Raw genomic sequence first — 20051 nt, 5'->3', positions numbered from 1 at the left:
TGACCTGGCGGTGGGGGAGCCGAGTCGGCTTCACGGGGTGGCTGTCGCGACCGGCGTCTGTGGTGGCCGCCGACCGGGCCCTCAGACCGCTTCCGCGGCTTCGGGCAGCTGGGCTGCGAGCTGGTCGGTGAGGTCGAGGACCTGGGCGACGTCACCGAAGTCCCTGGCGGCGGTGTCGACGGTCTTGCGGAGGCGGGTATTGACCCGCTCGGAGCGCACGCGCCTGGCGACGCCGAGTGCCTTTTCGGCCAGTACGACGGACTGCTCGGGCTCTCGCTTCAGCAGGTGCACGGTGGCCATGCCGATGAGGTTGAGTGCGTACGACCGCTGGTGCTCGTCGTCCTTGCCGAAGAGCTCGACCGCGCGCTCCATGACGGGCTCGGAGAGCGAGGCGTACGTGGGGCTGCGGCCGGCGACGTAGGCGAGGTCGCGGTAGGAATGGGCGTTCTCGCCGTTGAGCTCGGCCTCGGAGAAGAAGCGGATCCAGTCGGGCTCGGGCTCGCCGTCCAGGCCCGCGTCGGCGAAGGTGTCCTCGGCCATCCGCACGGCGCGTTTGCACTTGCTGGGCTGGCCGATGTTGGCGTAGGCGCGGGCCTCCATCGCATACAGCATGGCCTGGGTCCTGGGGGTGGCGCAGTCGCGGCTGCCGTACTGCGCGAGGTGGATGAGCTCCAGTGCGTCGTCGGGCCGGCCGAGGTGGATCATCTGCCGGCTCATGCTGGACAGGACGTACGACCCGAAGGGCTTGTCGCCCGCTTCCTTGGCGGCGTGCAGGGCGAGGACGAAGTACTTCTGGGCTGTGGGCTGGAGTCCCACGTCGTAGCTCATCCAGCCGGCCAGCTCGGCCAGCTCGGCGGCGCATTTGAAGAGCCGCTTGGAAGTGGCCTCGGGCTGGGGCTCCTGGAGCAGGTCCGTGACCTCGTGGAGCTGCCCGACGACCGCCTTGCGCCGCAGTCCGCCGCCGCACTGGGCGTCCCACTGGCGGAACATCATGGTCGTGGACTCCAGCAGGTCCAGCTCCGGCCTGGAGAGCCGGGACGGCCGCCGCGCGGCCGCGGCGGATTCCGGACGGCCGGGCTCGCCGGCAGGCGCGGGGACGAGCCAGCGCTGCATGGGCTCGATGAGGGCGGGTCCCGCGGCGAGCGCCAGCGAGGTGCCGAGGAACCCGCGCCGGGCGAGCATCAGGTCGCTGCGCGAGAACTCGCTGAGCAGTGCGACGGTCTGCGGGCCCGCCCAGGGCAGATCGACGCCGGACACCGAGGGTGACTGGTGCGCGGAGCGCAGTCCGAGGTCCTCCACGGCGACGACGCTGCCGAAGCGCTCGGAGAAGAGCTCGGAGAGGATGCGCGGGATCGGCTCGCGCGGCTGCTCGCCGTCCAGCCAGCGGCGCACCCGTGAGGTGTCCGTGCTGATGTGGTGGGCGCCCATCTGGCGCGCCCTGCGGTTCACTTGGCGTGCGAGCTCACCCTTGGACCAGCCGCTGCGCACGAACCACGAGCCCAGCTGCTCGTTCGGGCGCTTTCCAGCGTTCGTACCGCCTGCGCCACTGCCGCTCACTGGAACGCCCCCATCCCGCTGAAGCCTCTTTGCCTCGTTGCCCGAACCCCTAACAGAATGCCGTGACTTGCGGCCTGCTGTCCCCGGGATGCGCCCCCTCGAACAGGAAACCGACTTGCCTCCGGCATACCCGCATGCGCGGTCGTTTCCGAGGTTCGTGTACTCAAAGTAATCCTACGATCACGCCTCCGGCCATGGTGATTCCACAAACGCCACCATTCGCCACCCCATCGGATGAACTCCTCCGGCGCCGGGCGCGATTGACTTGACACACGTCGATCGGGAGTCGGCGGAGCGGTGCGCGCCGGAGCGCTCGGCCCGGCCCGCACCACCGCTTATGCCTCGGTGCGCCGCTGGACCGCCTCGACGGCAGCACAGCGTCACAGATTGACTCCAGGACGTAACCACCGGTGCACTGGACCCGTTGGAGGGGCATGGGCTTCACGATCGGCCGGGAGACGCGGTCCGGCTCACGGCGCCGCGGCCGCATGTCGGACTGCACAACGGTGGCTGAGTACACCGGGCTGTGGGGCTGGGCGGTCGTGCCGGGCGCCAGAGCCTCGGCAACGGGCTCCGCGGTGCGGGAGTGCTCGTGCGGCGATACGTCGTGCCCGGCGCCGGGGGCTCACCCGCTGGACTTCGCGCCCGAGGTGCCGGCGGGTGCGACCCTCGACGACGTCACGAAGACGTGGTCCGACTTCCCCGGGGCGTCGGTGCTGCTGCCGGTTGGGCGTACGTTCGATGTCATCGAGGTCGCCGAGGCCGCGGGGCGGCGGGCGCTCGTACGGCTGGAGCGGATGGGGCTGCCGGTGGGGCCGGTCGCCGCGACTCCTGACGGGCGGGCGCACTTCTTCGTCGCGCCGGGTGCCGCGTCGGAGCTGCCGCGCCTTCTCTACCGGATGGGGTGGGACGACGCGGACCTCGACCTGCGCGGTCTTGGTCCTGGCGACCACATCGTGGCCCCGCCGTCCGATCTGGCCGGGCTCGGGCCGGTGCGCTGGCTTCGGCCGCCCTCCCTGGACACGGCCCAGTCGCCGCCGCAGGCGAGGCTGCTGCTGGGGACCCTGGCGTACGTGGCACACCGGTCGCCGGCGGCGTAGGGGCGTCCCTTCCCGCGCCGGACGGGCTGAAAGTTGCCGCAACGCGGCACTGTTCAGCCCCTCCGGCGTTTGAGGAGCGGGGTCTGGGGCGGAGCTCCAGTTCGGGAAGGGGCGGGGTGGGGAACAAGCCTCCGCAGGGCCGGGCGCGGCGGCGTTAGTCGCCGATCAGGGCGTCGACGAACGCCTCCGGCTCGAACGGGGCCAGATCGTCCGCACCCTCACCCAGGCCGACGAGCTTCACCGGTACGCCCAGCTCGCGCTGCACCGCGATCACGATGCCCCCCTTCGCCGTGCCGTCCAGCTTCGTCAGCACGATGCCGGTGATGTCCACGACCTCCGCGAACACCCGCGCCTGCACCAGACCGTTCTGCCCGGTCGTCGCGTCCAGCACCAGCAGCACCTCGTCCAGCGGTCCGTGCTTCTCCACGACGCGCTTGACCTTGCCGAGCTCGTCCATGAGCCCCGCCTTGGTGTGCAGCCGGCCCGCCGTGTCGATGAGTACGACGTCCGCGCCCTCGGCGATACCTTCCTTCACCGCGTCGAAGGCGACCGACGCCGGGTCGCCGCCCTCGGGCCCGCGCACCGTGCGCGCGCCGACCCGGTCGCCCCAGGTCTGGAGCTGGTCGGTGGCGGCCGCGCGGAAGGTGTCCGCGGCGCCCAGCACCACGCTGCGCCCGTCGGCCACCAGCACACGCGCGAGCTTGCCCGTGGTCGTGGTCTTGCCGGTGCCGTTGACGCCGACGACCATGACGATGCCCGGTACGTCGGTGGCGCTCTCGGTCTTGACCGCGCGGTCCATGTCCGTACCGAGCAGGTTCAGCAGCTCCTCGCGGAGCAGTGCGCGCAGCTCGTCCGGCGTACGCGTGCCGAGCACCCGTACGCGCTCGCGCAGCCGCTCGACCAGTTCCTGGGTCGGGGCGACGCCGACATCCGCGGTGAGCAGCGTGTCCTCGATCTCCTCCCAGGTGTCCTCGTCGAGGTGCTCACGGGAGAGCAGGGTCAGCAGACCCTTGCCGAGCGTGTTCTGCGAACGGGCGAGCCGGGCGCGCAGCCGCACCAGGCGGCCGGCGGCCGGCTCGGGGATCTCGATCTCGGGCGCGACGGGTTCGGCGACGACCGGGTCCTCGACGGCGACGGGCTCCTCGACGGCGGTCGACGCGTCGGGGAGGTCCACCTCCTCGATGGTCCGGCGCGCTTCGTCGCGCGGTGGCGCCGCGTCCTCGCCGACCTGCGGTTCGGCGGGCGGGGCGGTGACGGTCGGCGTGGTCGGCGGCGCCTGGGGCGGCAGCTGCTTCTTCTTGCGGCTGCTGACCACGAGCCCGCTGATGGCGCCGATTGCGACCAGGGCGATGACTACAGCAAGGATGACGATTTCCATAACTCACCCAGTATCAGCCACAGCCATACGCACAGAGCCTTATGGGAGGATCACACGAGGCGCTTGCGTAGGATTTGGACCTTTTGGGGGGACCGCACGCTGGTGTGCCCGTAAGATGCTGTTCGTTCCCCCCACCCCTGCACGGAGTTCCCCCATGCCTGAAACGTCCGCCCCGGTCGAGTCCGAGGGCGCGATAGAGACCCGCGGTCTTGAGCCCGTACCCGACAGCGAGCGCTCGGGCCGCGTCCGTGAACTCTTCCCCACCTGGGTCGCCGCCAACATCAGCGTGCTCCTGCTCACGATGGGCGCCGGCCTGGTCGTCTTCAACGGCCTGAATTTCTGGCAGGTACTGACCGTGGCCGTCGCGGCGCCCGTCGTCTCGTACGGACTCGTCGGCCTGATCTCGATCGCGGGCAAGCGCGGCGGGTCCCCGGGCATGGCGCTCTCCAGGGCGGTGTTCGGCCAGCGGGGCAATCTCTTCCCCGGCTCGCTGATCTGGGTCGCGCGCTGGGGCTGGGAAACGATCAACGCGGTGACCGGGGCGTACGCCGTCCTCACGGTCCTCGATCTGCTCTTCGGCATCGAGAGCAACACCGCGCTCATCGTCGTGACGCTGCTGCTCTTCGTCGGCTGCACCTTCCTCGTCTCCGGTCTGGGCATCAACGCCCTGCGCCGGTGCAGCACCTGGTCGACGTACCTCTTCGGCGCCTTCAGCGTGCTCGTGCTGGTCTACCTGATCGCCGGCACCGACTGGTCCGCCGTGTTCGCCAAGCCGGCCGGTTCGACCGCGATGATGATCGCGGGCATCGGCACGATCGCGGCGGGCGGCATCAGCTGGGTCCCCTCGGGCCCGGACTTCACCCGCTACCTGCCGCGTACGGCGTCGGGCAAGGGCCTGGTCTCCGCCACCATCGGTGGCGCGGGCGTCGTCGTCCTGCCCATGGTGCTGATGGGCGCGGTCATGGCCGTCAGTACGCCGGACCTGGCGTCGGCCACCGATCCGGTGTCGTTCATCGGTGAGCTGCTGCCGACCTGGATCGCCGTTCCGTACCTGCTGATCGCCCTGATCGGCATGCTGCTGATCAACTCGATGTCGATGTACTCGGCAGGCTTCACCGCGCAGACGCTGGGCATCAACGTGTCGCGCGCCTGGGCCGTGAGCGTCAACGCGATCATCAGCCTGATCTTCGGCTTCCTGCTGATGGTGGTGGCGACGAGCTTCTTCGGTTCGTTCATCTCCTTCCTGACGCTGCTGGCCGTGGCGTTCTCGGCGTGGATCGGTGTCTTCGGTGTGGACATGCTGAGCCGTCGTACGTACGACGGTGAGGCCCTGATGGACACCACCCGCACCAGTGGCTACTGGTACCGGGGCGGTTTCGCCTGGCAGGCCATGACGGCATGGGGCGTCGCGCTGGTGGCGGGCCTGCTGTTCACCAAGGTCGACTGGTTCGCCGGGCCGCTCGCCGGTTCCTGGATCGGGCGCAACGGGCTGGGCTGGGCGGCGACGGTCGTCGTGGCGGCGGCGCTGTACGCGGTGCTGCCGAGGACGAAGCCGGTGGCTCAGGAGCCGGAGGCCGAGGCGGCGCGGCCCGAGTCCGAGCCCGTCGGAAGCCTGTCCAACTGACGCGACGTCAACTAACGTCCCCCTTCGCCACATCCACACGCCGGCGGAGGGGGACGTTCGTATGGCCTTCACAGTGGTCCGCTTCAACCTCGTCGATCCCGACGCGACCCCCGACACCCACGCGGCCCGCTATCGCGCCGCCCTGGAGATGGCCACGTACGCCGACGACCGGGGCATCGGAACCGTCCAGACCGAGGAGCACCACGGCACCGCCAACGGCTGGCTGCCCTCCCCCTTCGTCTTCGCCGGCTCGGTCCTGGGCGCGACCCGGCGCATCACGGTCACCGTCTCCGCGATCATCGGGCCGCTGTACGAGCCGCTGCGGCTGGCCGAGGACATCGCCGTACTCGACCTGATCGGCAAGGGGCGCCTGGTCACGGTGGCGGGCATCGGATACCGGCCGGAGGAGTACGAGCAGTTGGGCGTCGACTGGGGGCGGCGCGGCAGGCTCCAGGACGAGGTGCTCGAAACGCTGCTGCTGGCGTGGACCGGGGAGCCCTTCCCGTACCGGGGCAGGACCGTGCGCGTCACGCCGCGCCCGTACACCCAGCCGCATCCGCTCCTGCTGGTCGGCGGGTCCTCGCAGGCGGCGGCCCGGCGCGCGGCGCGGCTCGGTCTGCCGTTCTTCCCGAGCGCGCACCTGCCGGAGCTGGAGTCGTACTACCACGAGCGGCGGGCGGAGTTCGGGACCGAGGGCTTCTGCATGATGCCGACGGCCGAGACGCCGCTGCTGCATGTCGCGGAGGATCCGGACCGCGTCTGGGCCCAGTACGGCGAGCACTTCCTGCACGAGGCGCAGACGTACGCCTCCTGGCAGTCCAAGGACATCAAGTCGGCCGTACGCTCGCGGGCGACCAGCGTCGACGAGCTGCGCCAGGAAGGGGTCTACCGCGTCGTGACCCCGGAGGAGTGCGTGGCACTGGCCGCCGGCAGTCTCGTACTGCATCCGCTGTGCGGCGGGATGCCGGTGGACGAGGGCTGGCGCAGCCTGCAGCTGTTCGCGGAAGACGTACTGCCCCGGCTCAACGGGTGAGCCGGGGCAGTGCCGTGTTCGAGGAGAGGGGCAGCGGGGGTTAGCCCATCTCCTCCAACGCCTTGCCCTTGGTCTCCTTCACGAACTTGAGCACGAAGGGGATCGAGAGCACGGCGAAGAATGTGTAGATCACGTACGTCCCCGAGAGGTTCCACTCGGACAGGCTCGGGAAGCTCGCGGTGATCGCCCAGTTGGCGATCCACTGCGCGGAGGCGGCGACGCCGAGCGCGGCGGCGCGCAGCCGGTTCGGGAACATCTCGCCGAGGAAGACCCAGACGACGACACCCCACGAGAGGGCGAAGAAGAGCACGAAGATGTGGGCGGCGATCAGCGCGACGATGCCCTGGGTGTGCGGCAGCTTGCCGTCGATCAGGTTCGCGGAGAAGGCCCAGGCTTCGAAGGCTAGGGCGATCGCCATACCGGTCGAGCCGATGAGCGCGAGCGGCCGGCGGCCGATCCGGTCGACGAAGATCATGGCGATCACGGTGCCGACGATGTTGATGATCGACGTGGTGAACGAGTAGAAGAACGAGTCGCTCGGGTTGATGCCGACGGACTGCCACAGCGTCGCGGAGTAGTAGAAGGCGACGTTGATGCCGACGAGCTGCTGGAAGACGGAGAGGCCGATGCCGACCCAGACGATGGGCAGGAAGCCGAAGCGGCTGCCGAGCAGGTCCTTGAAGGTGGACTTGTGCTCGCTGCGCATGGCCTCCTCGATCTCGACGACGCGCAGGTCGAGGTCGATGTTCTTGCCTTCGACGTCGGCCAGGATCTCCTTGGCCCTGTCGACCTTGCCGACGGAGATCAGGAAGCGCGGCGACTCGGGGATGGCGAAGGAGAGCAGACCGTAGAGGACGGCCGGGACCACCATCACGCCGAGCATGACCTGCCAGGCCTCGATGCCGAACAGCTTGCCGCGCTGGTCGCCGTCGGCAAGGTTGAGGATGCCCCAGTTGACGAGCTGGGAGACGGCGATGCCGATGACGATGGCGGCCTGCTGGAAGGCGCCGAGGCGGCCGCGGTACGCCGGCGGGGCGACCTCGGCGATGTACGCCGGGCCGATGACCGAAGCCATACCGATGGCGATGCCGCCGAGCACCCGCCAGAAGGCCAGGTCGTACAGGGCGAACGGCAGCGCGGAGCCGACGGCGCTGACGGTGAACAGCGCGGCAGCGATCTGCATGACGCGGATCCGGCCGATGCGGTCGGCGATGCGGCCCGCGGTGGCGGCGCCGACGGCACAGCCGATCAGGGCGATGGCGATGACCTGGGCGAGGGTGCCGGATCCTACGTCGTACTTCCCGCGGATGCCTTCGACAGCGCCGTTGATCACCGAGCTGTCGTAGCCGAAGAGGAAACCGCCCATCGCGGCTGCCGCCGTGATGAAGATGACGTGGCCGAGGTGGTCCGGGTGGGCCTCGCGGGCTCCGGACGCCAGTGGTTTCGCAGTGCTGGTCACATCAACTCCTGGTGCCTGGCCGCGTCGCCTGGCGTGGGGGGCAAGCAGTGCAAGTGGGGCACAGCATCGCGCCGCGCACCACTTGAAGGTAAAAACGACGCTGCCGAGACTATTCCTTCAGGTTTCGAAGTCAAGAGGTGAGGAACGTGAAATTCACAGGCCAGACACCTCTGCTTGCGTTCAAGTTGTGAAGATGACAGTGGGCGTCTCAGCGGAGCCGCTGGCTGATGACCTTTGAGACGCCGTCCCCCTGCATGGACACGCCGTACAGCGCGTCGGCGACCTCCATCGTCCGCTTCTGGTGAGTGATCACGATCAGCTGGGAGCTCTCCTGGAGTTCCTCCATGATCCGGATCAGCCGCTGGAGATTGGTGTCGTCGAGCGCGGCCTCGACCTCGTCCATGACGTAGAACGGGCTCGGCCTGGCCTTGAAGATCGACACCAGCATGGCCACGGCCGTCAGCGACCGCTCACCGCCGGAGAGCAGCGACAGCCGCTTGACCTTCTTGCCCGGCGGTCTGGCCTCGACATCCACCCCCGTGGTGAGCATGTTGTCGGGATCCGTCAGAATCAGCCGGCCCTCACCGCCAGGGAAGAGCCGCGAGAAGACTCCTTCGAACTCCCGCGCCGTGTCCTGGAACGCCTCGCTGAAGACCTGCTCGACGCGCTCGTCGACCTCCTTGATGACCTGCATCAGGTCGGTGCGCGTCTTCTTCAGGTCTTCAAGCTGCTCGGACAGGAACTTGTGGCGCTCCTCCAAGGCCGCGAACTCCTCCAGGGCGAGCGGGTTCACCTTCCCGAGCTGCTGATACGCCCGTTCGGCCGCCCTGAGCCGCTTCTCCTGCTCCGCGCGCACGAACGGCCGCGGCTGGTTGCGGGGGTCCTGCGGATCCTCCGGCACGTCCTCGCCCTCGGCGGGCGGCGACGGAGGTACGGGCTGGTCGGGCCCGTACTCCGCCACCAGTCCCGCGGGCTCCACCCCCAACTCCTCCAGCGCCTTGGACTCCAGCTGCTCGATGCGCAACCGCTTCTCGGCGCCCAGCACCTCGCCGCGGTGGACCGAATCCGTCAGCTTGTCGAGCTCGCCCTTGAGGTCCCGGCCGCGGCCGCGCTCGGCCGCCAGGTCGCGCTCACGCTCCGCCTTGGCCGCCTCGGCCGCGGCCCGCTCCTCGGCGGCCCGTACGAGCGAGACCTCGACGTGCGCGAGCAGCTGGCGCGCACCGGACGCGACGGCCGCCGCCACCTGCGCCTCGTGGCGCAGCCGGGCGCGCCGCTGTTCGGCACGCGCCCTCGCCTCACGCTCGGCGCGCGCCCCCCGGTCGAGCGCGTCCGCGCGCCCCGCGAGCCCCTTCACCCGCTCCTCGTGCGTACGCGCCTGGAGCCTGGCCTCCATCTCGGTCTGGCGGGCGTTGGCCCCGTCGGCGGCGAGCCGGTCCCGCACGGACGTGTCCGGCTCCTCCTGTACGGGCGCCTCCTCGGCCACCAGCAAACGCTCCGCCAGCTCCTGCGCCTCCTCGACGGCCCGCTCCAGCGCCTCCTGGGCCCTGGCGGCGGCAGCGGCCGACCGCTCGGCCTCGCCGGCGGCGCCGCGCGCCTGCCCGGCGAGCCGCCCGAGCTGCTGGGCGACGCCCGATTTCTCCCGGTCGGCGGCGCTTCGCCGCCGGCCCAGCTCCTCGACGAGCAGGGCGCATTCGTTACGCCGCTCCTGCGCCCGGTGCTGCGCCCCGGCCAGCTCCTCGCACCGTACGGCCAGGTCCTCCAGCTCGGCGGCGGCCTCGTCGACGGATGCCTGCACCTCCAGCAGACTGGGCGCCCCGGCCGACCCGCCCTGCGCGAAGTACGCCCCGAGAACATCGCCCTCAGCGGTCACAGCGGTCAGCGAGGGCCGCGCCGCAACCAGATCCTCGGCGTCCTCCAGCGTCCCGACGACCACCATGTCCCGCACCAGCCGCCGCACGGCGGGCATCAGCTCGGCGGGCCCCCGCACCAGATCGGCAACAGCCGGAGCCGCACCCTGCCCCGATACGCCGTGATGCCGTCCGGCAGCGTCGCCGTCGGCGGACCCAGCGGCCTCCGCGACCGGGACCGCCGGCGCGCCCGGCAGAAGCACCGCTCGGCCCGCGTCCTGTTTGCGCAGGAGGCGAATCGCTTCGGCGGCCGTGGCCGGGTCCGTCACCGCGATCGCGTCGGCCGCCGCGCCCAGCGCCGCCGCCACCGGGACCTCGTAACCGGGGGCCACTGTAAGGAGCTCCGCCGCCGGGCCCAGCAGGCCGGTCAGCCGGGGCTGCGCGGCGAGCAGTGCTCCCGTGCCGTCCTTGCGCCGCAGCCCCAGGGCCAGCGCGTCGTGCCGGGCGGACGTCGCCGCCCGGCGGCGCTCGGCGGAGGTGGCCGCTTCCCGGGCCGCCGTGAGCGCGGTCTCCGCCTCGGCGAGGTCGCGTCTGGCCGCCTCGTGCTGTTCGGCCAGGTCGGACTCGCCCGCGTCCAGCACGTCCACTTCGGCTTTGAGCTGCTCGTACTCCGCCTGCGCGGCGGCGGCCCGCTCCCGCGCGCCCTCGTGCGCGGCGGCCAGCCGGTCGATCTCCGCCTGGGCCGAGCCGACCCTGCTACGGGCCGCGTTGACCTGGCCGTTCAGCCGGACGAGGCCCTCGCGCCGGTCGGCGATGGCGCGGGCCGCGTCCTTGAGCCTGCGTTCCTCGGCGGCCAGCTCGCGCTCCAGTCCCGCGCGGTGCTCGACCGTGTCCTCCAGCGCCCGCTGCGCCGCCTCCAGCGCGGCTTCGAGCTCCGCCTCCTGCTCGCGGATCTTCGCGGCCTCGCGCTCCATGTCTTCCGGATCGCGCCCGCGCCGCTCCTCCTCCGGGGCGGCGGTCGTCGCGCTCTTCACCCGGGCGTCGGCCAGCGAGACCGTGCCGCGCACCCGCTCCGCCAGCTGCGACAGCTCGTACCAGGTCTGCTGCGCCCGCTGGAGTCGCGGAGCGAGGCGGCGTACCTCTTCCTCCAGCTCCGCCTCCCGCGCCAGCGCGGCCCGCAGCTGCGCCTCGGCCGCGTCCTTGCGCTCCTTGAGCGCCGCCTCGTCGGCGATCTCGGCGCGCAGTGCCTCGCGAAGCTTCACCAGGTCGTCGGCGAGCAGCCGCAGCCGGGAGTCGCGCAGGTCGGCCTGGATGACGGCGGCCCGCCGCGCGACCGCCGCCTGCCGGCCCAACGGTTTGAGCTGCCGGCGCAGTTCATTGGTCAGGTCCTGTATGCGCGAGAGATTCGCCTGCATCGCGTCCAGCTTCCGCAGCGCCTTCTCTTTCCGCTTGCGGTGCTTGAGGACGCCCGCGGCTTCCTCGATGAACGCCCGGCGCCCCATCGGATCGGCATGCAGTACGGAGTCCAGCTGGCCCTGCCCGACGATCACGTGCATCTCGCGCCCTATCCCGGAGTCGGAGAGCAACTCCTGGATATCGAGCAGCCGGCACGTATCGCCATTGATCTGATATTCGCTGCCGCCGTTGCGGAACATGATCCGCGTAATGGTGACTTCGGCGTACTCGATGGGCAGCGCCCCGTCGGAGTTGTCGATCGTCAGCGAGACCTCGGCGCGCCCGAGCGGCGGCCGCCCGGTCGTACCGGCGAAGATGACGTCCTCCATCTTGCCGCCGCGCAGCGACTTCGCGCCCTGCTCTCCCATCACCCACGACAGGGCGTCCACCACGTTGGACTTGCCCGAGCCATTCGGGCCCACGACGCAGGTGATCCCTGGTTCGAACCGCAGCGTCGTGGCCGATGCGAATGATTTGAAACCGCGGAGAGTCATGGCCTTGAGATGCACCGCCGCACTCTACCTTTCACCGCCGGTTTCACCTCTGAAGGTGCAGGGCACATCAGACGGTAAGCGAAGAGGTCTACAGACGGGGCGCAAAGAAAGAAGGGACGCCGAAGCGTCCCTTGCAATGTGTTGCTGGTAGATCTTGAAGCAGATCTCAAGCGGCTGATACGGACAGCCTGACGGGCTCGGATTCTCCTACGAGCCGTGTCAGGTGAGCGCAGGCTCCGCCTGGGGTACGTCGATGTCGATGCTGTCGAGCAGCGAATCTCCGCGGTGGTGAGCGGCGGCGCTGAGCGCGTCGTTCTCGGACTGAATCCGGTTGAGCTCGGATTCAAGATCCTGGACGCGCTGCTGAAGCCGTCGCATCTCGGCGAGGAGTCGCGGGTCGGAACCGCCGACGTAACCGAGAAGCGCCTTTGCCATGATGGATGGTCCTCCACACTGAGTGACCGACCGAAGCGGTGGTGGGTCGTGAGGGAATCGCACCCGCGGTGCTTGTCATCTCTGTTGTTCTCAATGCCAAACAGCTAAGGTGCGCGGGGCTTCCAGAGTCTCACCAAAAAGTTTGACGGTCAACACGATCACGCCCCGTATCGCTGGGCAGCCCGGGAGCGGGCAGCCGCGGAATGCGCGGTGCCGCCTCTTCTGCGGGGCCCTGGGGGCGTAGAGATCATCCGTAGTCGGCAGCTTTCCACGACAGGCGTTTCTTGGCAACCACCAGGTCGTTTCTGTCCCAGGCACCTGACACGGGCAGCTGCGGAATGCGCCGGAGGCGCCCCCGAGCCACGAATGATCACCGGATCGCGAAGCTCGTATAACCGCCGCGCGGTGTGCCCCAGATCTCTGTCACTCCGTCGACCCGCCCGGGAGTGTCGGCCGAGCGCAGCCATTCCAGCAGACGGTGGCAATTCTCACGCGGTCCCTCCGCCACCACCTGTACCCGGCCGTCGTCCAGGTTGAGGGCGAAGCCGGTGATGCCGCCGATTTCCAAAGCGTTTTCCCTGGTGAACCAGCGGAAGCCCACTCCCTGTACGCGACCGCGTACCCAGGCGGTGAGCCGCACGTCTTCGTTCATGACTGCACGCTAACTGGCCAATTGCTCACGAGGCACTTCGCCCCCACGCGTCATGGCGTACAGTCCCGACGAAATGAGGCCTCACCCATTCGGGTGAGGCGCATTGACGTTGACCACGTCGAGTAAGCATTGAGGAAGGCACAGCAGATGGGACGCCATCGTCGCTCCGCCGCCGGACCCGTAGCAGCAGACCACGCGGACGCCCCGGCAGGCCGGTATCAGGGTGGTGCGCGCCGCCGGAAGAAGCGAGCCGCGCCCGTACGCACGGGGCTGCTCGGGGTCTCCGCCGCCGTGGCCATGGGCGCCGTGGCGGTGGCCTCCGGGCTGCTTCCCGGCGGGGAGAACTACTCCTTCAGCGGCGGGTCGGCCGACCAGATCCGCACCGAAGGTCCGCCCGAGCTCCAGCCGCAGGGCGGCACCTCGGTGGAGCCCACGGACCAGACGTCCTCGCCCGCCGCCGAGGACACCGGACGCGCGCAGGCGCCCTCGAAGTCCCCGTCGCCGAAGCCGAAGGCACCGCAGCCCACGCAGCCCTCCGAGAAGCCGTCCGCCGAGCCGTCGGCGAAGCCCTCCGAGCGCAGGACGGCCGCCCCGGACAGCCGCGCCAAGCAGCCGGTCGCGCCCGAGAAAAGCCAGAGCCCGAAGCCCGACCGCGTCGCGCCCACTCCCCCGGCCAGGATCCCGGGCCTCGGCAACGGCAACGCCGCGGGCTCCGGCAGCGAAGCCACCGCCGAGGCCACCGTCGTAGCCCTGGTGAACCAGGAGCGGGCGGCGGCCGGCTGCGCCCCGGTCCGGGCCGACGGCCCCCTGGCCGCGCTGGCCGAGGACTTCAGCCAGGACATGGCAGCCCGCGGTTTCTTCGATCACACCGACCCGGACGGGGCGACCCCCTGGGACCGCGCCGAAAAGGCGGGCATCAGCGGCCTGGGCGGCGAGAACATCGCCCGCGGCCAGGCCGACGCCCAAGCCGTGATGGATGCCTGGATGAACAGCGAAGGCCACCGGGCGAACATACTGAACTGCGACTTCAAGACCCTGGGCGTCGGCGTGCACATGGGCCCCGGCGGCCCCTGGTGGACGCAGAACTTCGGCTTTTGAGCTTTCCGCAGGTCAGCGGCCTAGTCTGACGCTTGGGCCGTGTCAGGGCCGTCGGCGGCCCGGCTTTGGCGAGCGAAGACCCCATCAACGGCGGCCCGCGTCCGGGTCTCGCTGTTCGGCATCAGGTGCGTGTAGGTCCGGAGGGTGTAGCCCGGATCGTGGTGCCCGAGATACTCGCTCAGTGCCTTGATGCTCTCCCCCGCGTCGAGGAGGACCGAGGCGTAGAAGTGCCGCAGCGCGTGCATGCCGTTCTCGCGACCGGTCGTTATGCCGGCCGAACGCAGGGCGGGACGCCAGACGCGATCGTTGAAGCGGTTTCGGTTCAGCGCCAGCCCTTCAGCGCTGACGAAGATGAGGGCTGCCGTCACCGGCGGCCCGTCCACGGTCTTCCACGGCAGCGTGACCTCTGTGGGCTTGTGCCGAGTGATGTGAGCCGCGAGTGCGAAGGCCACCGACTCGGGGAGCGGTACGTCACGCTCCTTGCCACCCTTGGGCGGGGCGAACACGGCGCGGCTGCCGAGCAGCTTGACTTGGCGAACGGCGTGCAGGACACCGCCGAGGAAGTCGACATCCTCGACAGCGAGCCCGAAGACCTCTCCTTGTCGCAGCCCGCATCCGGCGGCAACCTCGATCATCTCGCTGTAGCGGCCGGGGAGCTCCGAGCGCACGCTCATCACTTGCTCGTACGTCCAGGGCTTGACCTTGCGAGGATCGAGCCGAGGCGCCTTGACCGAGCGGGCACGGCACGGGTTGTCCTTGATTACGCGGTCTTCTACAGCGGCGGTGAAGACCGTTGAGACGTGCGCGAAGATCACACGGCGATAGCCAGGCGATAGTCCGGCGTCCTCCATCTGCCGCATCCAGAGCCGCAGGTGCGAGGGCTGGATTGCGCCCATGGTGCGCGAGCCCAAGTAAGGGACAGCGTGCAGGCGAAGCCGCATGTCGACGGCGGCCCGCGTCGCCGGGTCAGTGGTTTGTGTCTTCAGCCAGCCAGTCACGTACTGCCGGAACGTGGTCTTGCCCGCCTTCGGGTCGACGTAGTCGCCGCGCGTCATGTCGGCTTCGATGTTGGCCAGCCAGGCATCCGCCTTGCGCTTCTGCTTGTCGGGGAATGCCTTGCTCTTCTCCGTGCCGTCCGGAGCGATGTATCGGGCGCGGTAGCGCAGGCCGACGCCGAAGCGGTCGGTCTTGACCCTGATGGACTTGCCGTCCGCCCCCGGCTCGGTCTTGTACCAGCGGTCTTGCACGTGTCCAGCCATCAGGCAGCCTCTTCCATGAGGGTGGCGACCCAGGCGCGTACGTCTTCCGGGTCGTAACGGAGGTGTCGGCCGACGCGGAAGCCCCGAGGTCCGGTGTCCTTCCGGCGCCACTGGTAGACCGTCTCGACAGGCACGCCGAGGAGGTCCGCCAGGTCGACCGGTGTCAGGTAGCGGTCGGGCAGAGGCCGCTTCATGCCCACACCTCCGCGTCGTCGAGGGCTGGCATGGCCGCCAGTGCTTCGCGTGCCGTGTCGCGGTTGAGCTTGAGGTCGCGGGCGATGGAGGCCGCGAGCCAGGATTCGCCGGGGGTATGGCCTTGCCCGGCGTACTCCCAGTGCGCGAGTACGAGCGTCGTGTCCTCGGTGTCGTCGCCCTGGTCCAGGTCGGGCAGGCCGCGTTCCCGGCGTTCTTGCTGGGCCCGCCAGTCGGCCCGCGCCCCGCGTAAGGCCCCGAGGGTGGTCGAGTAGCGGGGCGTCTTGGTGGAGAAGTGGCCCCGGAAGCCGAGCATGTGGGACCAGTGCGCCAGCAGCCGATCCGGGTAGTCCGCGTCCAGGTCCCAGCAGGCTTCGATCAGCCGCCGGGTGTGGTCGGGCAGTTCGGGATGCAGGTCCAGTTCCGAGAGCTCCCCGATGCGGCGGTCGAGAGTGCCGGTCGTCTCTGCTGCCTTGGTGGCGTACTTGGCGACGTAGGCACCGACGGACCGCTCCGTGATGTCGGCCTGGTCTTCAAGGGCGCCGATGGGCTGGACGTCGAGTTGAGTTCCCCAGCGCAGGGTTCGGGAGGGGAATCGGCCGGCGGGCGCGAGCGGAACCGTCGCCCGTGCTGCGGCAGCGCGGATCGCGTCGTCGAGGAGTTCGACCGTCGCCCAGGCCGGGGCCGGGGTGTCGGGCCCGTCCGGTCCGTCGATACGGATGATCGCGTGGAAGTGGACCGCCCCGCGCTTTTGGAACTCTGCGACCTTCCCGAACGAGACCCGAGCCTCAGCCTTGCAAGCGGCCTGTGTGAGTCCGGCGCGGGCGGCGACCTCACGGCGCAGGTAGATGGTGAAGCGCTGCCACAGGGCCCCGGCGTGGTTGTTCCACAGCACCGCGCCCGCGTAGTCGTAGCGCTCTGGATCAAGAGCCGTCCCCAGGGCGGAGTCATCCTCGGCGTGGGTGGTGCCGCAGCGGCAGCGACCGGAGTCGGGGCGGTTGTGGACCGGTCCGAACGAGGGGGCGGTGAGCGTCGCGAAGACGCGGGGCCGTTCCGCCACGGTGGCGGGCACGCCTTTGCCGCCGACGAGTCCGGCCATGATCAGGTGGTAGGTGTCCCCGGCGTAGGTCCAGGCGCAGGACGGGCAGCGCGAGGCCCGGCGGTTGCCGCAGGCGATCCGCAGACGGCCGCCCGGCTCACTGCTGGTGGAGTACTCGAAGAACTCACCCGTCAACGTGTCCACGGTCCGCGAATGGCCGCTCAAGTGGATGGGGTTGGCACAGCCACCAGTACGGCGGACTTGTTCCTGCCAGCGCTCAAAGCTGGGCGAGTTGGCCACCCGCAGCATGTCCGCGAGGGTGATCGGGTCGGTGCCGACAGCGGCCGCAACATCAGCCACGGCCGCCGGGGCAACGGGGAAGTCGGTCACGCGGCCACCTGCCCGAGCTGTTCGGAGAGGTCACGGACCAGGGATTCCAGCGCGGTGACCCGCTGGGACAGCGAGACCACAGGCACAGGCCGGGTGAAGCCCAGTTCGTCCGGGGTCGCGCGGAAGATCGCGCAGAGCAGGACCTGATAGGTCGCTCCCGGCCGATGGGTCTCGTTCTCCCACCGCGATACGAAGACCTTCAACGAGCTCTCAGTGGCGATCTCCCAGCCCCAGTGATCAGCCGTGAGGATCAGGGCGCGTACGACCTTGTGCTGAGACCAGCCCCGCGCCACCCGTGCTTTCCCGAGAGGGGTTTCCGGAGCCCGCAGGACACCAGAGGCGGGCGGCTGAACGGGCGGAGCAGGCACGTTGGTTAGTGGCACGACCACGGAGGCAGTCATGCGGCCACCGCCTCAGAGGCCATGGCGGCCAGGTGTTGGCGAACGGGAGCCATTTCGCTTGCATCGAGGGAGAAGCGGATGATCCGGCTGTTGTCGAAACGGGAGTGGTGCTCCGCCCAGTCCTCAGAGGTGGTGATCTGGTCGGCGCAGCGCTGCCAGAACACAACCAGGTCACACGTTCGCTCGATGAGCTGCGCCAGCCCCCAGCGGTTCGCGCCGTCAACCATGAACGCGGCGATCTTCGCCGGGTCCAGGTGGCGCAGGGAAACGCAGTCGGAGGCGTACAGCGCCACGATCAACGACACGTCAGGCAGGCTCGCCACAACGGCCGGAGACAGTAACGCGGTTCGCGAAGGAGTGAGCGTCGCAGGCATGATGGAACTTCCCTTCAGAGGGACGAAGGGGGCGGCGAATCTGCTTGGCGGTAGGAGCGCCGCCCCCGGGTCAAGACGTGTGCGAGTTCTCGCCTATCGGACCAGCGAGGACAGCTCTATAGTGTTCTAGAGCGGCACCCCGGTCAGGGGGTGTACTGAGGTGCTTTAGAACAGGAGCTGACGTATGACCGGCAACTCACCGGCGCTGCCCCCGTACCGGCGTATCGCCGCGCAGATCAAGGGCGCGATTGAGCGCGGTGAGCTGCAACCAGGAGACCGCATTCCGTCTGTGCGCGAGATCATCCGCGACGAGGGCGTATCGGTCGGAACGGCCACGCGTGTCGCGGCAGTGCTGCGGGCAGAGGGGTACGCAGAGACCATCTCTGGGATTGGAACGGTGGCGCGCATGCCGAGCAAGATCACGACTGGTCCTGATCGACTTCAGTTGCAGCGCACAACGGGAAGCGGGTTTCGGCCAGGTGAACGCGTAGAGATCGTGAGCGCTGAACTGATCCCGGCCCCTGCCGAGGTGGCCGACGCCCTAGAGGTGGACGAAGGGAGCCCCGTCGTTCAGCGCCGTCGCCGGTACCTGGACGACGAAGGCGTAGTTGCTCTCTCCACATCGTGGCTACCTGCCGATCTTGCACAGGCGGCACCGGAGCTGATCTCTAGTGGGCCACTTCCGAAGATGACCTTCGGACTGATCGAGGACCGCACTGGACGGAGGGCCACCAAGCGTCGAGACGTCGTGTCCGTTCGCGCCGTTCCTGACGACGTGGCGCCGCTCCTTGAGGTCGAGCCGGGATCCCCAACCCTCACCATGGCCAACTACTACTGGGATCAGCACGGCCAAATTACGGAGTACGCGCGTGACTTCATTGGTGGGGACCGAGAGTTGGCCGCCGACTACGACCTGGAGTAGCTGCCCGCCCCGATGGGCCTGTTACAGGTTTCTCTACCTCGATCAAGACCCCGCGCACGGCGCGGGACGCGCCGCCTCTGCGGCGCGGCCTGCCTCCTGTCTGCGCCCCGGCTGGCCGCGCCCGGCGGCGCGCTACGTGCTGCGGGCAGAAGGTGGGGAAACCCCGCAGTGGCTGGGGCGGTCGGCTCCACGGCTTTAGCCACCTCCCCGGTTCGGGTCCCGCGTCGAGCAAGACCAGGGGGCCACTCGTTCAAATTCCGGGCAGGATCACAGCCTGCCCGAGTTGCCGGCCAGCGTACGGCCCCCTGATCATGCTCGACCCCAAACCGGGCAGGCCACCGGCCAAACCCGCTCCACCGACCTTGCAGATGTCTGCGCGTCGCAACGCCATCCCTCCCTGTTGTCACGTAGGGCGTAGAAGATGTTGCGGTCGGTGATCAGCGAGGTGAAGCTGAGCGGGATGCACCGGATCTCAGCGAGCGCGGACGGAACCGCGCAGGTCGCGGTGCGCGAGGAGAGCGTGCGATGCGGATGATGATGAAGGCCCGCATGGACACCCAGATGTCGAATCAGGTGACGAAGGGCGGAGCGATGCCCAAGTCACTGAAGTCAGCCATCGAGCAGCTGAAGCCCGAGGCCGCCTACTTCACCCCTGAGGGCGGGCGCACCATGTTTCTCGTATTCGACATGGAGGACAGCTCACAGCTGCCATCCATCGCCGATCCGTTCTTCCAGGAGATGGGCGCGGAGGTCACATTTGAGCCGATCATGAACCTCGACGATTTGCAGAGGGGCCTTGCTGCCCTGCAGTAGCAGAGTTGAGCTCAGCGGCCGCATGCTGATCAGCCGGAAAGACTTCAGCGACCGGCCCGCCCAGTCGGCCAAACTGTGGTCGCAGAACTCAATGCTATCGATCGGCTCGGTGGGGTCGGTGTTGTCCATCGGGCCGGTCGGCTCGGCCCTGTCGGTCGGCTCGATCGGTTCCGCCCTGTCGCGGATCTCAGCCGGATCCTTGCTGAGCTCGGGATCACTGTTGTCGGCCCAGTCGCAGTGGTCGATACTGTCCTGGCGTTCCTCTCGCGGCTTCCTCTCCGCCGAGGCGAGTGTCTGACTGCGCAACAGCGCCGTGGACTACCCATGGACGAGAAAGCACCCACCTTCTCTGACATCCACGGCTGACATCAACGACGCCGGACGGCGGTGCACCCCAGCATCCCTGTCCAGCCGTCGTGCTGGTGAATCGCGGCGGCCGGAACAGCCTCTGATCGAACTCCTAGACCCGTACTTCGCGGGTCGTTGATTCGTATGGTGTGACCGGTCCGGGGGTGTCCTCGGGCCGGGG

At 69.3% G+C, this 20051-nt stretch carries 18 protein-coding genes; 7 read left to right on the top strand and 11 right to left on the bottom strand.

The genetic code is table 11. The features are described 5' to 3' along the window. Positions 1 to 81: 81 nt before the first annotated feature. On the bottom strand, positions 82 to 1557 hold the full coding sequence (locus J7E96_RS21590; protein ID WP_215133313.1) for a hypothetical protein: 1476 nt from the start codon (positions 1555 to 1557) through the stop codon (positions 82 to 84). 434 nt (positions 1558 to 1991) lie between these two features. Between J7E96_RS21590 and J7E96_RS21585 the strand changes: the two genes are divergently transcribed. After that, entirely contained in the window at positions 1992 to 2657 is a 666-nt protein-coding gene (locus tag J7E96_RS21585; RefSeq protein ID WP_215133312.1) for a bifunctional DNA primase/polymerase, read from the top strand. 154 nt (positions 2658 to 2811) lie between these two features. Here the strand turns inward: J7E96_RS21585 and ftsY are convergent, their stop codons facing one another. Further along, a complete protein-coding gene (gene ftsY, locus J7E96_RS21580) occupies positions 2812 to 4035 on the bottom strand; it encodes a signal recognition particle-docking protein FtsY (RefSeq protein ID WP_215133311.1) in 1224 nt (407 codons plus the stop codon). A 154-nt stretch (positions 4036 to 4189) separates the two neighbouring features. On the opposite strand from ftsY, the gene J7E96_RS21575 reads away from it, so the two are divergent. Both J7E96_RS21575 and J7E96_RS21570 read left to right on the top strand, forming a co-directional pair. Further along, positions 4190 to 5659 carry a cytosine permease gene (locus J7E96_RS21575; protein ID WP_215133310.1) on the top strand — a complete coding sequence of 490 codons (1470 nt, stop codon included), beginning with the start codon at positions 4190 to 4192 and terminating at the stop codon, positions 5657 to 5659. A gap of 61 nt (positions 5660 to 5720) precedes the next feature. Continuing rightward, positions 5721 to 6692 (top strand): LLM class flavin-dependent oxidoreductase, encoded by a 972-nt coding sequence (locus J7E96_RS21570; RefSeq protein ID WP_215133309.1) that lies wholly within the window; start codon positions 5721 to 5723, stop codon positions 6690 to 6692. Between the two features lie 40 nt (positions 6693 to 6732). Here J7E96_RS21570 and J7E96_RS21565 read toward each other — a convergent pair whose 3' ends face one another. From J7E96_RS21565 to J7E96_RS21550, 4 genes are all read right to left on the bottom strand, one after another. Then, a complete protein-coding gene (locus tag J7E96_RS21565) occupies positions 6733 to 8151 on the bottom strand; it encodes a sugar porter family MFS transporter (RefSeq protein WP_215133308.1) in 1419 nt (472 codons plus the stop codon). 208 nt (positions 8152 to 8359) lie between these two features. Then, positions 8360 to 11962, bottom strand: coding sequence for a chromosome segregation protein SMC (gene smc / locus J7E96_RS21560; RefSeq protein WP_215133307.1), 3603 nt, complete (start codon positions 11960 to 11962; stop codon positions 8360 to 8362). Between the two features lie 204 nt (positions 11963 to 12166). Continuing rightward, positions 12167 to 12382: a hypothetical protein gene (locus J7E96_RS21555; protein WP_028814575.1), complete on the bottom strand. Its 216-nt coding sequence runs from the start codon at positions 12380 to 12382 to the stop codon at positions 12167 to 12169. A gap of 370 nt (positions 12383 to 12752) precedes the next feature. Next, entirely contained in the window at positions 12753 to 13034 is a 282-nt protein-coding gene (locus J7E96_RS21550) for an acylphosphatase (RefSeq protein ID WP_215133306.1), read from the bottom strand. A 147-nt stretch (positions 13035 to 13181) separates the two neighbouring features. On the opposite strand from J7E96_RS21550, the gene J7E96_RS21545 reads away from it, so the two are divergent. Further along, positions 13182 to 14132: a CAP domain-containing protein gene (locus tag J7E96_RS21545; protein WP_215133305.1), complete on the top strand. Its 951-nt coding sequence runs from the start codon at positions 13182 to 13184 to the stop codon at positions 14130 to 14132. Positions 14133 to 14152: 20 nt separating this feature from the next. Here J7E96_RS21545 and J7E96_RS21540 read toward each other — a convergent pair whose 3' ends face one another. Genes J7E96_RS21540 through J7E96_RS21520 form a run of 5 tightly spaced genes read right to left on the bottom strand, consistent with a single transcriptional unit; the run spans position 14153 to position 17787 of the window. Beyond that, positions 14153 to 15391 (bottom strand): site-specific integrase, encoded by a 1239-nt coding sequence (locus J7E96_RS21540; RefSeq protein WP_215133304.1) that lies wholly within the window; start codon positions 15389 to 15391, stop codon positions 14153 to 14155. Next, the gene (locus J7E96_RS21535; protein WP_215133303.1) at positions 15391 to 15585 is read right to left on the bottom strand and encodes an AlpA family transcriptional regulator; all 195 of its coding nucleotides are present in this window, start codon (positions 15583 to 15585) and stop codon (positions 15391 to 15393) included. Before J7E96_RS21535 ends, J7E96_RS21540 begins: the two co-directional genes overlap by 1 nt. Then, entirely contained in the window at positions 15582 to 16982 is a 1401-nt protein-coding gene (gene repSA / locus J7E96_RS21530; protein ID WP_308296074.1) for a replication initiator protein RepSA, read from the bottom strand. Before repSA ends, J7E96_RS21535 begins: the two co-directional genes overlap by 4 nt. A gap of 26 nt (positions 16983 to 17008) precedes the next feature. Next, the gene (locus J7E96_RS21525; RefSeq protein WP_215133302.1) at positions 17009 to 17413 is read right to left on the bottom strand and encodes a helix-turn-helix transcriptional regulator; all 405 of its coding nucleotides are present in this window, start codon (positions 17411 to 17413) and stop codon (positions 17009 to 17011) included. Then, entirely contained in the window at positions 17410 to 17787 is a 378-nt protein-coding gene (locus J7E96_RS21520; RefSeq protein WP_215133301.1) for a hypothetical protein, read from the bottom strand. The genes J7E96_RS21525 and J7E96_RS21520 overlap by 4 nt, the downstream gene beginning before the upstream one ends. 184 nt (positions 17788 to 17971) lie before the next feature. Here J7E96_RS21520 and J7E96_RS21515 point away from each other — a divergent pair, with 184 nt between their 5' ends. The 3 genes from J7E96_RS21515 (at position 17972) to J7E96_RS21505 (ending at position 19820) form a co-directional block, all read left to right on the top strand. After that, on the top strand, positions 17972 to 18709 hold the full coding sequence (locus J7E96_RS21515) for a GntR family transcriptional regulator (RefSeq protein ID WP_215133300.1): 738 nt from the start codon (positions 17972 to 17974) through the stop codon (positions 18707 to 18709). A 525-nt stretch (positions 18710 to 19234) separates the two neighbouring features. Continuing rightward, positions 19235 to 19522 carry a DUF3303 family protein gene (locus tag J7E96_RS21510; protein WP_214909343.1) on the top strand — a complete coding sequence of 96 codons (288 nt, stop codon included), beginning with the start codon at positions 19235 to 19237 and terminating at the stop codon, positions 19520 to 19522. 22 nt (positions 19523 to 19544) lie between these two features. Further along, entirely contained in the window at positions 19545 to 19820 is a 276-nt protein-coding gene (locus tag J7E96_RS21505) for a hypothetical protein (RefSeq protein WP_214909341.1), read from the top strand. Positions 19821 to 20051: the final 231 nt, after the last annotated feature.

Origin of the sequence: Streptomyces sp. ISL-96, assembly GCF_018614035.1 — a bacterium.
Lineage (GTDB): Bacteria > Actinomycetota > Actinomycetes > Streptomycetales > Streptomycetaceae > Streptomyces.
This window is presented reverse-complemented; position numbering and strand designations above follow the sequence as displayed.

What these genes read in the sequence shown, in the direction of transcription:
- J7E96_RS21585 (WP_215133312.1), top strand. Translation starts at nt 1,992, where the DNA reads ATGGGCTTCACGATCGGCCGGGAGACGCGGTCCGGCTCACGGCGCCGC.
- ftsY (WP_215133311.1), bottom strand. Translation starts at nt 4,035, where the DNA reads ATGGAAATCGTCATCCTTGCTGTAGTCATCGCCCTGGTCGCAATCGGC.
- J7E96_RS21575 (WP_215133310.1), top strand. Translation starts at nt 4,190, where the DNA reads ATGCCTGAAACGTCCGCCCCGGTCGAGTCCGAGGGCGCGATAGAGACC.
- J7E96_RS21570 (WP_215133309.1), top strand. Translation starts at nt 5,721, where the DNA reads ATGGCCTTCACAGTGGTCCGCTTCAACCTCGTCGATCCCGACGCGACC.
- J7E96_RS21555 (WP_028814575.1), bottom strand. Translation starts at nt 12,382, where the DNA reads ATGGCAAAGGCGCTTCTCGGTTACGTCGGCGGTTCCGACCCGCGACTC.
- J7E96_RS21550 (WP_215133306.1), bottom strand. Translation starts at nt 13,034, where the DNA reads ATGAACGAAGACGTGCGGCTCACCGCCTGGGTACGCGGTCGCGTACAG.
- J7E96_RS21545 (WP_215133305.1), top strand. Translation starts at nt 13,182, where the DNA reads ATGGGACGCCATCGTCGCTCCGCCGCCGGACCCGTAGCAGCAGACCAC.
- J7E96_RS21540 (WP_215133304.1), bottom strand. Translation starts at nt 15,391, where the DNA reads ATGGCTGGACACGTGCAAGACCGCTGGTACAAGACCGAGCCGGGGGCG.
- J7E96_RS21535 (WP_215133303.1), bottom strand. Translation starts at nt 15,585, where the DNA reads ATGAAGCGGCCTCTGCCCGACCGCTACCTGACACCGGTCGACCTGGCG.
- J7E96_RS21525 (WP_215133302.1), bottom strand. Translation starts at nt 17,413, where the DNA reads ATGACTGCCTCCGTGGTCGTGCCACTAACCAACGTGCCTGCTCCGCCC.
- J7E96_RS21520 (WP_215133301.1), bottom strand. Translation starts at nt 17,787, where the DNA reads ATGCCTGCGACGCTCACTCCTTCGCGAACCGCGTTACTGTCTCCGGCC.
- J7E96_RS21515 (WP_215133300.1), top strand. Translation starts at nt 17,972, where the DNA reads ATGACCGGCAACTCACCGGCGCTGCCCCCGTACCGGCGTATCGCCGCG.
- J7E96_RS21510 (WP_214909343.1), top strand. Translation starts at nt 19,235, where the DNA reads ATGCGGATGATGATGAAGGCCCGCATGGACACCCAGATGTCGAATCAG.
- J7E96_RS21505 (WP_214909341.1), top strand. Translation starts at nt 19,545, where the DNA reads ATGCTGATCAGCCGGAAAGACTTCAGCGACCGGCCCGCCCAGTCGGCC.